General features: G+C 68.3%; 10 protein-coding genes. 2 read left to right on the top strand and 8 right to left on the bottom strand.

Annotated elements, in window-relative coordinates; all coding sequences use genetic code 11:
* Window positions 1-10: 10 nt before the first annotated feature.
* Window positions 11-226, bottom strand: a complete 216-nt coding sequence (locus ACYQ01_RS10110) for a hypothetical protein (RefSeq protein WP_459933719.1) — start codon at window positions 224-226, stop codon at window positions 11-13.
* 175 nt (window positions 227-401) lie between these two features.
* Here ACYQ01_RS10110 and ACYQ01_RS10105 point away from each other — a divergent pair, with 175 nt between their 5' ends.
* On the top strand, window positions 402-608 hold the full coding sequence (locus ACYQ01_RS10105) for a hypothetical protein (RefSeq protein ID WP_459933718.1): 207 nt from the start codon (window positions 402-404) through the stop codon (window positions 606-608).
* 345 nt (window positions 609-953) lie between these two features.
* Here ACYQ01_RS10105 and pyrF read toward each other — a convergent pair whose 3' ends face one another.
* The 7 genes from pyrF to ACYQ01_RS10070 form a co-directional block, all read right to left on the bottom strand.
* Window positions 954-1,685 carry an orotidine-5'-phosphate decarboxylase gene (gene pyrF, locus ACYQ01_RS10100; protein WP_459933717.1) on the bottom strand — a complete coding sequence of 244 codons (732 nt, stop codon included), beginning with the start codon at window positions 1,683-1,685 and terminating at the stop codon, window positions 954-956.
* On the bottom strand, window positions 1,682-3,928 hold the full coding sequence (locus tag ACYQ01_RS10095) for a DUF3536 domain-containing protein (protein WP_459933716.1): 2,247 nt from the start codon (window positions 3,926-3,928) through the stop codon (window positions 1,682-1,684). The genes pyrF and ACYQ01_RS10095 overlap by 4 nt, the downstream gene beginning before the upstream one ends.
* A 32-nt stretch (window positions 3,929-3,960) precedes the next feature.
* Complete coding sequence (locus ACYQ01_RS10090) at window positions 3,961-6,243, bottom strand: ATP-binding protein (protein WP_459933715.1); 2,283 nt, start codon at window positions 6,241-6,243, stop codon at window positions 3,961-3,963.
* Window positions 6,244-6,459: 216 nt separating this feature from the next.
* A complete protein-coding gene (locus tag ACYQ01_RS10085) occupies window positions 6,460-7,377 on the bottom strand; it encodes a hypothetical protein (RefSeq protein ID WP_459933714.1) in 918 nt (305 codons plus the stop codon).
* Window positions 7,378-7,537: 160 nt separating this feature from the next.
* Complete coding sequence (gene purU / locus ACYQ01_RS10080) at window positions 7,538-8,431, bottom strand: formyltetrahydrofolate deformylase (protein ID WP_459933713.1); 894 nt, start codon at window positions 8,429-8,431, stop codon at window positions 7,538-7,540.
* Window positions 8,432-8,569: 138 nt separating this feature from the next.
* Window positions 8,570-9,436, bottom strand: a complete 867-nt coding sequence (locus tag ACYQ01_RS10075; RefSeq protein WP_459933712.1) for a DNA polymerase III subunit delta' — start codon at window positions 9,434-9,436, stop codon at window positions 8,570-8,572.
* Window positions 9,437-9,445: 9 nt separating this feature from the next.
* Window positions 9,446-10,729: an adenylosuccinate synthase gene (locus tag ACYQ01_RS10070; protein ID WP_459933711.1), complete on the bottom strand. Its 1,284-nt coding sequence runs from the start codon at window positions 10,727-10,729 to the stop codon at window positions 9,446-9,448.
* A 457-nt stretch (window positions 10,730-11,186) separates the two neighbouring features.
* On the opposite strand from ACYQ01_RS10070, the gene ACYQ01_RS10065 reads away from it, so the two are divergent.
* Entirely contained in the window at window positions 11,187-12,848 is a 1,662-nt protein-coding gene (locus tag ACYQ01_RS10065; RefSeq protein WP_459933710.1) for an SAM-dependent methyltransferase, read from the top strand.
* Window positions 12,849-13,151 lie beyond the last annotated feature (303 nt).

Genomic DNA, 13,151 nt, shown 5'->3' with positions numbered 1-13,151 from the left:
GCGGAACCGCTCAGGACCGTTTGGCCAGAAATCGGCCCGCCAGCTTGCTCACGCCCCAGACCAGGCAGATGCCCCCGACCCACATGCCCAGGGTCAAGGCGATACCCAGAAAGGGGAACCCCAGGGACTGGGCGATGTAGGTGCGCACGACCCCGAAAAGAAAGATGGCGCACAGCGTGGTCCACAACAACAAAAAGCCTCGCCAAAGCGCTTTGAGGATGTTCATACCCGCGCTTAACAGGCGAGGTCACCCGGGCGCAAGCCCGTGCAAGCGCGGGCCGACCGTGCCGAAGCGGTCGTTTTCGCGCTGCGTCCGGGGCTCGCATTTCCGGGGAGGGAAGCGCGAGGCCGGCCGAAGCGGGCGTCTTGCCTGGCGGCATGGGCTGTGTTATTTTGTCAGCATGCGAGTCAACAAACTTTCCCTCTGCGTGTTCGTCGGCATTGAGGTGTGCTTGTGTCTGGTGACGTTGGGCATGGTTTTACCGGCCACCGTCAAGACCGGGAGCCTGTTGGCCACGGGAGCGGCCCTGGTTTCGGCCATCCCGTGGGGATTGGTCACGGCCACCGGACTGGCCGTGTGGAGGTATGCGGTCAAGCGCAAGCCCTGAATCGGACTGCAACGCCTGAACGCTTGTCCTTTTCTTGCGACGCGTCGGTCCCCGGCCTGGCGTTTGGACCGGGCGCTCGGGACAGAAGAGGCGCGTCGCCAAGGACCGTTGCGGACCAGCGTTCGAACCCCTTGTCAATGAGGCGATCCGCCTGAGTATGAGATGGCGTGGCGTACGGGCGACAGAAACGACAACCGCCGGAAACGAACGTTTCCGGCGGTTTTTTGCGAGATCGCGCAAGGAAAGCGAGCGCGGCCGGCCTCGAAAAGTCTCGGCCCCTTTGCCGCCGGGGCGGCGGGCGAAGCCGGTAGCGCGTCGGGAAAGGGGCGGGGCCTCGGCGGCGTCTCAGTCCGTGCGCTCCTTGAGCGCTTCCAGGGTTTCCGCCACGTCGTCCAGCATGGCCCGGGCGGTTCCCGTCGGATCCGTGGACTGGCGGATGGGCCGGCCCACCACCAGGTAGTCGGCTCCGGCGGCGATGGCCCGCCCGGGAGTGAGCACCCGGTGTTGGTCGTCGCCGGCGTGGTCCGGCTGGCGGATGCCAGGCGTGACGATGACGAAATCCTCCCCGAACCGGCGGCGCAGCATGGCGGCCTCGCGCCCCGACGACACCACGCCGGCCAGGCCGCAGGCCAGGGCGTAGCCGGCGCGCAGGGCCACCAGGTCCTCCACTTCGCCCATGCAGCCCAGTTCGCGCAGGTCTTCCTCGCCCATGCTGGTGAGCACGGTGACCCCGAGCAGGTTCACCGCGCCGGCCTCGGCCCGCACGGCCTTGAGTTGGGCCGTGGTGTGGGCGTGCACCGTGGCCAGATGCACCCCGTGCCGGGCGGTCTGACGCACGGCCATGGCCATGGTGCGGGGAATGTCCAGGAATTTGAGGTCGAGCATGACCTTGTGTCCCAGGGCGACGATCTCGTCCACCAGGGGGAAGCCGCCCTCCAGAAAGAGCTCCAGACCAACCTTGAAATGCCCGACCGCGGGCGAGAGGCGGCGCACCCAGTCCAGGGCTTCGGGCGCGCTGGGCACGTCCAGGGCGAAGATCAGGCGTTCGCGAAGCGCGATGGCGTTGCGGTCGATCATGAGCCCATCCCGATGAGTCCGGCGAAGGTCCGGCCCGGTCCCTGGAACAGGCCGGTTTCCCAGAGGCGGTTCTGCACGGCCCACCAGTCCTCGGGCAGGCCGATCTCGCGCATGCGCGCGACCAGGCGGCACAGCCGGTCCCAGTCCGGGGAGCCGGTCTCCAGTTCGGCCAGGGCGTGCAGGCCGATGCGTCGGGTGAGTTCCCGGCAGGACTCGGCGGGTCGTGGCGTCTTGTGCAGATACAGGGTGAGCAGCTTCTGGCGCTTGCCGCCCAAGTCCAGCCCCCAGACGTAGCTCCAGACCAGGGCGGGCCACAGTCCGGCCCAACGCGGGGCCAGGGTCAGGGTGTTCTGGCCGTCCTGGAGCTCGTCGATGAAGTGGGCGCCGCACTCCATGCGGCGAACCGACTCCCGCCACAGGGACTCTTCGGCCCTGGTCACCCAGGCGTTGGCCAGGGCCTGGCGCTTGTTCTGCGGCAGGGACCTGGGGTGAAACACCGCCTCGCGCCCGCCGGCGAAGCGCGCCCGCACGGGATGGGCCAACGGGTCGCCGGATTCGGGCAAGCGCCAGGACAGCTCCATGTTTTCCGCGCCGCTCTCCAGATTCCAGCGCACGCTGGCGCCGCCCGAGAACTCGCCGTCCTTCAGGCTGGCGGCGCGCACGCTCACCCGCACGCCGGGCCAGTCCGCCTGGGCGCTCTGCTCGGGGGCGGGCAGGCGTTCCTCGGCCCAGAGGGTGAGAAGGGCCTGGGCGGCGAGCGACTCCAGGCTCTCGCGCCGGGGCCGGACCAGGGTGTTGAAAATGGTGCGCCCGTCGCCGTATTCGGGCAGGTTCGAAGGCGCGTCCTTCAGCGCCGCGAGCATGGGGCCTTCCAGATCGGGCGCGCCCGTGGCCTGGGCCAGCTCCATGGACCGCAGGGCGTAGGTCATGGCGTTGATAGGCTCGATGCGCGCGATTTCGTCGAAAAACCAGGCGCAACTGGCCATGGAGGCCAATCCCCACTGTTGCATGGCCAGGAGCTTCCAGGCCACGGTGCGCTCCGTCGCGCCGAGACCCGGGCGCAGGTGCGCGGCTTCGAAGCTCTCCTGGTCGCAAAGCTTGGCCAGTACCTTGCCGTAGCCGATCAGGGCCTTCATGGGATCGGTGAAGACCGTGGCCCCGCGTCGGAAAAAGTGCTGATCCACCCCGCTTTTCACCCCCTGCAGGGCCTGACGCAAAGGGCCGCGCCAGGTCTGGCGCCAGCCGGCGTGGCCGCCGCTGGTGCAGCCGCAGTCGCTTCGCCAGCGTTCCACGCCGTGGGCGCAGCTCCAGGAGGAGGGCTCGTGCAGGCGTACCTGCCGGGTGGGCGGATGGGCGGCCAGATAGGCGGCGAAATTGGTCAGGGTGAGGCCCCGCGCGCCCTGGCGGGCCTGGTCGAGCACGTAGGCCAGGGCCATCTCGCCGAAGGTGAAGTGGTGGCCGTAGGTTTCGCCGTCCGTGGCCAGGGAGGTCAGTCCGGGCCGGGCGGCGTCGGCGATGCGGCGAAAGAAGTTGGACCCGTCGGAGAGCAGCCCTTCGAAAGCCACGGCCTGCGAGAGCGGCCCGTCGTAAAAGAACACGGACATGGGGCGCCCCGAGGGCAGGGACACGCGGTAGGGTTGGGTGATGTCCAGGCTGTCCGGGTGCGCGTCGGTCCAGGACCCACCGTCCAGGGGGGCGACCTGGCGGGCCTGGCCCGGGGCCAGCACCGTGAAGATCACGCCGTGGCGGGCCAGGACTTCCAGGCTCGGGATGTCCACCGCGGCCTCGGCCAGCCACATGCCCTCGGGCGCGCTGCCGAAACGGGCCACGAAGTCGTCCACGGCCCAGGCCACTTCCAGCTCCTTGTCCAACTCCGTGGCCAGGGGCATGATCTGGTGGTGGTAGACCTGGGCCATGGCGTTGCCGTGTCCCAGACGGTCCAGGCTGGCCCGATCGGCCTCCACCATGCGGCGGCAGGTTTCCGGTTCGGCCTGGGCCAGCCAGTTCATCATGGTGGGGCCGGCGTTGAAGCTTATCCACTCGTAAAGGTTCATTATTTCTGCGATGCGGCCCTGGGAGTCCAGGCGTCTGGCCCGCGAGATGGGCGCGTAGGACTCGCGGCAGATGCGCTGGTTCCAGTTGATCTGGGGCGCGGCGCTGCCCTCGGGCAGGATGAGCCCCAGCCAGGGGTCTTCGCGCGGGGGCTGATAGAAGTGGCCGTGGATGCAAAGGTGCTTGCTCATGGGGGTCACCTGAGGCTGACGGACGGGCTCTTTCAGGACCGGTCTTGCGCGCGCCAGGGCTTGCGCATCATCTTGGCCAGCACCGCCGCCAGGGTTTCGTATGCAAGAGGTTTGGCTATGGAGTCGTCCATGCCCTCGGCCAGAAGGCGTTCCCGGTCGCCGGGCAGGGGATGGGCGGACAGGGCCACTATGGGCACCCGGGACTTGTCGCCCAACTCCCGCGAACCGCGCACGGCCCTGGCGGTGGTCAGGGCGTCGGGCGCGGGGAGTTGGATGTCGAGCAGCAGGCAGTCGAAGTCTTCGTGGGTCAGGGCTTGCAGAACGGCCTGGCCATTGTCCACTATGGTCGTCTGGTAGCCCAGGCTTTCGAGCATGTCCATGGTCATCATGGTGTTGACCGGATCGTCTTCGGCCAGCAACACGCGCTTGCCCGAGGCGGGGTTTTCGGCTTCCGGCTCGGCCGGGGAAGCCGGGAGGGGCGCGGCTTCCTCCGGGCACAGGGTGACGGGCAGGGTGAAGCACACGGTCGAGCCTTCGCCCTCGGCGGTGTCGTAGGCCAGGGTGCCGCCCCACTGGGTCACCAGATGCTTGACGATGGCCAAGCCCAGTCCGGCTCCCTGAAAACGCCGGGAACGCGATCCGTCGGCCTGGGTGAAGGGATCGAACACCCGGGACAGCTTGGACTCGGGAATGCCGATGCCCGTATCTTCCACGCAGAAAAGCAGCCGCCAGGCGTTTGAGCGGGATGCGGGCGGCAAGGCGTCCACGCGCAGGCGGACCTCGCCGGTCGGGGTGAATTTCACCGCGTTGCCCACCAGATTGAAAAGCGCCTGGCGCAGCATGCCGCCCTGGCCCATGAACCGCGGCGGCATGCCGGGTCCGGTTTCCATGGTGAGCACCACGTCCTTCTTCTCTGCTTCCTGACCGAAGAGCTGGGCCATTTCGCCGAGTATGCCCACGGGCGAAAAGGATTCGGGCTGGGGAGGGGGCGCGCCCGCGTCCAGGTTGGAAAAATCGAGAATGTCCGTGAGCAGGGCCTGCAGGGCGCGTCCGCTCTCCAGGGCGGTCCCCACGAAGCGGGCCTGGCGGGGATCGAGGCTGGTGCGCCCCAGGAGCTGGAGCATGCCCAGCACGCCGTTGAGAGGGGTGCGAATCTCGTGGCTGACATTGGCCAGGAATTCGCTCTTGGCCTGGCTGGCCTCCAGGGCCTGGTCGCGGGCGGCGATGAGTTCCCGCTCGGCCCGCAGCCGGGGGGTGATGTCGATGACCACGCAGAGCGCCACCCGTTCTCCCGTGGGGTCGTTGATCACGGCGGCGTCCACCAGAACGTCGAGGTCTTCGCCCTGGGCCGTGTGCATGACCGCCGGGGCCTTGGTCACGTCCCGGCCCTTGAACAGGGGGTCGAAGTCCTCCTGGTCGAAGGTGAAGAGATCGTCGACGCTTTTGCCGATCAGCGCCTTGCGGCGATGCCCGCCGTGAGCGCACAGGTGCTGGTTGATGTCCACGAAGGTCTTGGCCAAGCCCACCGTGAAGAGCATGACCGGCGCGGTTTCGAACATTTTCTTGTACCAGAGGGTACTGGCCCGCACGCGCGCTTCGCGCACCTCCAGGGTTTCCATCAGGGAGCCGAAGGCGTCGGAGAGTTCGGTGAATTCCTTGATGCCTCGGTATTCCGGTCGTTCCCCCCGCTCCAGGCTGGAGACGATCTGGCGCACCGGGCGCGACACCGCCCACAGGGTGAAGGCGAAAAAGGCGCTGAGCGCCAGACCCAGGGCCGCTCCGGTCAGGCGGCCCACGCCGGCCAGGCGCGCGGAGAGTTCGGCGTATTCCCGGCTGTTGCCCACAACCAGCACGCGCCAATTCCACAGCGGAAAGGCCACCTGGGTAATGCAGTCCGCTCCGGGTTCCTCCCGGCACAGGGTGCTTTCCTGGGAGCGCGGCAGGGTTTGGCTTTCGCTCAGGCCGTGGTTGAGCAACACCTCGCCTCCGGGTCCGAACACCGCGCCCTGGAAGTCGAACAGGCGAAAGAGCTGGGCCACCTTGGCCAGGGCTTGGGCCTTGGCCTTGTTGATCTCGTCGCTTTCGCCCAGTTTGCCGCCGGTGAGCAGGGTTTCGTAGGTGTCGTCCAGGATGCGGCTGATTTCCCCGTTCATGACCGAGAGGTCGGTGGAAACGTGTTCGACGGCGAAACGCTCCACGGTGTCCTGAACGGCCCAGACAAGCCCGAACCACAGGCAGGCCAGGCCGGCGGCCAGGGGCAGGGCCAGGCGCAGGGAAAGGCGGTCTAGCGGACGCATGGCCGTGAGGGGATGCATGCCGGGGTCTTGGTCGGGACGCGAACCCGGCGTGTCGAAAGGGAGGATGTTCTGGTCGTGGTCATCAAATATCCACTACCATACTCTGAAAAAAAACGACAAGGGAGAAGTTCGAGGCCGGGCCGCGCGTCCGGGCGCGCCGGGCCGGGCCTGCAAGGAAATCGACGCGGGCGTCTGTCGGCATGGGAATCACGAAGGCGCGTCGCGCGGGCGCTTTCAGCGCCAAGCCTTGTACTGGCGTTCGCGCAGGGTCCGCTCCAGGCTCTTGAGGCTGTCCTGGCACACGGCCAGGGCGTTGCGCTTCTGTCCCAGCAGGATCTCCAGGGACCGGACGTTGGTGTTTTCCCTGGACAGGGGGACGATGCGGGCCGTGAGCCGGAAAAAATCGTCGTAGGCCTGGCGGAGCTTGGCCATGTTCGGATCGTCGTTCGCTCCGGGTCTGGCCGCGAGTTCGTCCAGGGCCACGCGGGCCTGCTCGCGGGCTTTGCCCATGGAGGCTTCCAGGGCGTCCATGGCCCCGGGGTCGGCCTCGGCGATGTGGGGAGGCAGCAGGGCCAGGATGCGGTACAGGCTCAGGCGCGCGGTGAGGATCAGGGCCGTCGTCGCGTCGCAGGCGTCCTTGTCGTGGCCTCGGGCCAGGCTGGCGGAGGCCAGGTCGAAGTCGGCCAGGGCCTTGGCGGCCGGACCGTAGGCCAGACCGTAGGCCTTGGCGTTGGTGTTGCGTCCGGTCAGGTCCGCCAGGGCCTGGTAGGTGGATTCCAACACGCGCCACGCCTGGGTGAAGTCGCCAAGCTGGGCGGCTTCCGCGCTTTGGCGCTCGGAGTCGAAGAGTCCGGCCAGGTCCGCGCGTTCGGTTTCCAGGCGGTTGCCCAGGTCCTTGACCTGCCCGGCGAAGCGGACGGCGTCGGCGTCGTCGCTCGAAAGCGCGGCGTTGGTGGCGGCCAGGGCCTGGCCGGACAGGGCGGCGCGCATGTCGCTCACCAGTTCGAGTTCCTTGGCGTACTTGGCGTAGGCCGCCTGGGAGGGGGCGTGCCCGGCCGTGAGCGCCCAGACCAGGGCTGCGCCCAACAGCAGGGCCACGCAGAACAACATGACGGATTCAAAGGAAAACCGGGCGGAAAAGCGTTTGAACATGGCGACGTTCTCCCGTTGGAGCGGTTGCGACGGTCGGTCCGCAACCGGAGCGGTCATGCGAAAGGCCCGGCGGGGCGTGCTCCTCAGGCCGCTGTCGTGGAGCGGGGAGGGCGCCCCGGCGCGTCTCCGGGTGGCCGGGCGGTATGATACATGAAATGCGTTAGAACACCACGGTCTTGTTCCCGTCGGTGATGATGCGGTCTTCCAGGTGGGCGCGCACGGCCTTGGCCAGCACCCGGCGCTCCAGGTCCCGGCCCAGTTCCTTGAGGGCTTCCACGCCGTGGCGGTGCGAGACCGGAGCCACGTCCTGGGCGATGATGGGGCCGGCGTCGAGTTCGGCGGTGACGTAGTGGGCCGAAGCCCCGATGATCTTCACGCCGCGCTCGAAGGCCTGGCGATAGGGGTCGGCCCCCATGAAGGCGGGCAGAAAGGAGTGGTGGATGTTGATGCAGGGCATTCCCACCCGGTCCAAAAACTCGCCGGAGAGAATCTGCATGTACCGGGCCAACACCACCACGTCGGCCTTGTCCCGCAGAAGATCGAGGGCCTGTTCCTCGGCCTGGCGCTTGCCCGGGGCGTCGCCCGCGCCGTTGTCCAGCACGTGGAAGGGCACGCCGAAGCGCTCCACGGCCTCGCGCAGGTCGGGATGGTTGCTGAGCACCTGGGTGATTTCGCATTCGAGTTCCCCGCGCGACCAGCGCCAGAGCATCTCCAGCAGGCAGTGCTCGTGGCGCGACACGAAGACGGCCAGCTTGCGCGGCGGCCACGCCTGGCGCGCGGACCAGGCCATGCCGAAGGGCGCGGCCACCACCTGTTCGAACGCGGCGCGAAAGGCCGCCAGCCCCAGGTCCAGGTGCGGGGTCTGGAACTCCAGGCGCATGAAGAACTTGCCGCCTTCCGGGTCGGTGGAGTGCTGGTCGAGCTGGGTGATGTTGGCCCCGTGGGCGTAGAGGAACTGGGTGACCGCGGCCACGATGCCCGGTCGGTCGGCGCAGGTGATGAGCAGCCGGGCGGTGTGGCTCCGGGGATCGCGGGGGGATTGGGCAGAAGTCATAGGGGCACCGTCATGGCCGCCGGGGGAAACGCGCGTTTCCTGGCCGCTGGCGGCCGGCCGCGCCCATCCGGGCAAAACTGTTGCCGACCCGCGTCCGGCGGGCCGAAAGATTCCCGGCGGTTGGCCGGTCCCGTCCGTTCAGCGCAGCCACAGGCACACGCGGGTGGCCAGCCATTCGAGCGTCAGGGGGGGAGACACCTGGCCCACCAGGACCTCCTGCGCGCCGGCCAGCAGCACGTCCAGGCGGCGCAGTCCGGCCAGGTCCAGCCTGGCGGCCAGCAACTGGCCGAGGGCCCCGCCGGGGCGTCCCGCCAGCACTCCGGCCAACTCGCGCGACAGGTCCAGCACCACGGCCTGGGCCAGGTTGCGGGTGAGCCGGCCCTTGGTTCCGGTCAGGGGCAGGAGCCCGCGTCCGGTGCGCCAGAAGCGCTCCAGGGCGTCCAGCCATTCGGTCGTGTCCTCTGGGCCTTCGCCGGGCGCGCGGGCCGTGTCCGGCCAGGCCAGGGTCACGGTCCACGACCGCGAGACCAGGGTGGGCAGCAGGCGCTCGCGTTGCGGGGCCAGGAGCACGAAACAGTTGCCCGGACGCGGCTCCTCCATGGACTTGAGCAGGGCGTTGGCCGCCTGGGGGGTGAGGCCCTGGGCCTCGGTGAGCACCACCACCCGGAAACCCGGCCCGCGCGGGGGCTCGCCCACCTTCTGGCGCACCTCGCGCACGTCCTCCACCTTGATGCTTTGCTCGCGTCCGTCGAGAAACACCAGATCGAGAAACACCTTGTCGCGCACCTGCGCGCAGGCTTCGCAGACGCCGCAGGCGCCCGTTCCTCCCGTGCCCCGGCGCGCGCAATTGAGGGCCGCCGCGTAGTACAGGGCGGCGTTTTCGCGCTCGTCGGCCTGTCCGCCCTCGATGACCAGCACCTGGGGCGGATTTTCGGCCAGCCGATCCAGACGGGCGCGGGCCCGCTCCTGCCTTTGATCTGGGGCGAAGGGGGCCGCGCCGGTCATGTTCGGTTCCTAGCTCCTGAAGATGGTCTGCGCCCGGTCCGGCCCCACGGAGACCAGGCCGATGGGCGCGCCAGCCAGCTCTTCCACGCGCAGCAAATATTTGCGGGCGTTTTCGGGGAGTTGGTCAAAGGAGCGCGCACCGGTGATGTCTTCGCTCCAGCCGGGCATTTCCTCGTACACGGGCTCCACGTGGGCCAGGCCGTTCTCCTCCTGGGGAGGATAGAGGATCTCGGCCCCCTTGTGGCGGTAGGCGGTGCAGATCTTGAGCGTCTTGAGTCCGCCCAACACGTCGAGCTTGGTGATGGCCAGTTCGGTGGAGCCGTTCAAACGCACGGCCTCGCGCACCACCACGGCGTCGAGCCAGCCGCAACGGCGCTTGCGTCCGGTGGTGGCCCCGAATTCCGCGCCCACGCACTGGAGGTGTTCGCCGTCCGGGCAACTGAGTTCCGTGGGAAAGGGGCCCGCGCCCACGCGGGTGGTGTAGGCCTTGACCACCGAAACCACCCGGCCGATCTTGCCCGGGGCGCAGCCCGATCCGGCGGCCGCGTTGCCCGCCAGGCAGCTCGACGAGGTGACGAAGGGATACGTGCCGTGGTCGATGTCGAGATGCGTGCCCTGCGCGCCCTCGAAAAGCACCTTCGCGCCCGAGGCGAAGGCCTGTTGCAGCAGGCCGGGAACGTCGGCCACGTGGGGAGCCACGCGCCGGGCCAAGGGCAACAGGGCGGCCAGCAACTGGTCGGCGTCGATGGGGTCTTCGCCGTAGAGCCCGGCCAGCAGGGCGTTTTTCTCGATCAGGGCGTGGCGCACCTTGGTTTCGAGCAGGGCCTCGTCGAGAAAATCGCCGGCGCGCACGCCCACGCGCGAGGCCTTGTCCTCGTAGGTGGGGCCGATGCCCCGGCCGGTGGTGCCGATCTTGGCCCCTTTCTTCTTGGCGGATTCGCGGGCCGCGTCCAGGCGCTTGTGGTAGGGCAAGATCACGTGGGTGCGATGGCTCACGGCCAACCTGGCCGGGGAGCAGTCCACCCCCTTGGAGGCCAGGGCGTCGATCTCGGTGAGAAAGACCTCGGGGTCGAGCACCACGCCCGCGCCGATCACGCAGCGCTTGTCGGAATGCAAGATGCCCGAGGGAATGAGGTGCAAAACGGTTTTCTCGCCCCCCACCACCAGGGTGTGGCCGGCATTGTTGCCGCCGTGAAAACGCACGATGAGTTCGCACTGTTCGGTGAGCAGATCCACGATCTTGCCCTTGCCTTCGTCGCCCCACTGGGCGCCGTGCACCACGAGTCCTGCCATTGTAGAAGCCTCCGGAAAAAAGGGGAATCGCCATGGAACGCGTCGCGAACGGATTGTTCGCGTCCAGGTTCCCGCGCTCCCCGAGCGGTCGCTGGCCATGGGCCGGACGGGCGTGTCGGCCCGAAGGCCAAGGCGTGCCGCCCGATGCCCGGCCGGAAAGCTCCGGCCGTGGTTTACCCGCGCCAAAGCGCGCGCCAAGCCGGGGGATGGACGTTGCGTGCCGTCATCCCCTTGACTTTTGCGCTCGTGCGCGGAAACTCGAAAAGTCCCTTGGAGAAATGTGTTTCGCCCGGCGCTCGGGCGAGATTGGGACTTCCCCAAAAGACTTTTTTGCGTAAAAAACCCCCCGAGCGATGTCAATGTTTTGTGAGACAGTTCACGCTCGGCGACCGTGAAGGATTTCCGTCCCTTCAGGACGCAAAGGCCGCAGAACTGGCCGCCGGAGGCGATGCGCGTTATGGAGTTTACTGTTTATCTTGCCGCCAAGGGGTTCGTGAAGGAACTCGTCTACGAATTGGGCGACGCCATCGAAGTGGCGGATCGTCTGGTTTTCGCGCCCGGCCCGCCGCGTCCGGCGGCCTGGGCGCAGAATATCTGGCTCAATCCCCGGCGTATTCCCATAGAGTCCATCGGCGACGCGGCGGGCAAGCTGCGTGCCCTGCAGCGCAACTGGTCGCTGTTTTCCGTGCGTCAGCACCGCCGGGCCAAGTTGATCGAAGAAAAACTGCCCGCCGTTCGGCCCAAGCCCGTGGAGATCGGCACGGCCCCGCCCACGGCCCCGCTGGGCGCCTGGACCCTGCTGGACAAGGACGTGGTGGTGGCCTCTCCGGCCTGTTCGAGCCCGTTTCCCCACGGCGAGGTGCTCTTTGTGGAGAACAAGCAGGACCCGCCCAACCGCGCCTATCTCAAGCTGTGGGAGCTTTTCACCCTGTTGGGCCAGGCACCGAGTCCGGGCAGCTTCTGCCTGGACCTGGGCGGCAGCCCCGGCGGCTGGGCCTGGGTCCTGGCCAGCCTCGGTTGCAGGGTGCTCAGCGTGGACAAGGCCCTGCTCGACCCGCGCGTGGAGGCCATGCCCGGCGTGGAATCCCGCCAACTGTCCGCCTTCGCCCTGGACCCGCGCGAGGTGGGCGTGGTGGACTGGCTCTTTTGCGACGTGATCTGCTACCCGGACCGGCTCTGGCGTCTGGTGGACCGCTGGCGCACCTTCGGCCGGGTGAAAAACTTCGTATGCACGGTGAAGTTCCAGGGCGCCACCGATCATGAAACCGCGGCCAAGTTCGCCTCCTGGCCGGGCGCGAAGCTGGTGCATCTGTTCAACAACAAGCACGAACTCACCTGGGTGCTGCTCGACCAGAAAGTGGACGAGGATTCCCCGCCCCTGATCGGGCCCAAGTTCTTCGCCCTCCGACAGGAGGACGGGGGGGCCTTTCCCGGAGACGTGGTCCCGGACGGGGAGACGGACCGGTTTGGCGAGGCGGCCCAGGCGGACGATACTGAAATCCGTCTTTCGACGACGGAGGAGGACGACCTGGCCGTCGAGGCCGACGTGGCTGCCATGGCCGATGTGGCGGACGCGTCCGATCTGGCCAGCATGCCTGACATGTCCGGTATGCCAGACGTGTCCGGCGTGTCCGACATGCCCGGCGATGTGTCCGCTCTGACCGACGCGGCCGACCTGCCCGAGGAAACCGAACCGACCGCCGAACCCGTCGAACCCGTCGTCCCCCCCTCGGTCGCCGCGTCCAGCGAGGCCGTTTCGACCGTGACGCCTGTCGCCGCCGACGCGGGTGAACCCGTCGCCCAGGCCGCGACCGTCTCCGAGCCTGCCGCGTCCGGCGAACCCGAAGCGCTCGGCGGGCCGGTCGGAGAGGACGGAGGGGGCCAGGCGGTGGATGCCGACGAATCCGTCCAGCCCGGGGAGCCGGCGTTGGCCGAGGAGCCGGTGGAATCGGTGAAGCCCGCCGAATCGGTCGAATCGGTGGAATCGGCGGGGTCGGATGCGTCTTCGGATTCCGCCGAGCTGAAAGCGCCCGTCGAGCCGGAAGGACGCGACGGCGCGGATCATGCCGCCGAAGCGGACGCCTCCGTCAAGCCGACGCCCCCCGCCAAGCCGGCCTGACCCTGCCGGGCGGCGCGCCCCCTGCGCCGGCTTCGGCCGTACCGGCTCGGTCGGGGCGCGAAGGGTCCGTTTTCGGCCGTATCCAGGCGGACGGCCGATCTTTTCCGGTCTGCCGGCCAGGGCCGCAAGGCCCGCGTCTGGTGCGCGTGGGGCCTTGCGGGCCGCAAAAACGGTCGATTCCTTTCGTCCCTGAGCCCAGCTTCCGTTGCGTCCGGGCCATTTTCGGCTACACTGGTTCGAACCGCGATCCCGGCGCATTCGGCCGGGGCGGCGGAAACGGCCGGAACAGGGCTTCGCCTTCGG

It is taken from the genome of Fundidesulfovibrio butyratiphilus (assembly GCF_054657235.1).
This window is presented reverse-complemented; position numbering and strand designations above follow the sequence as displayed.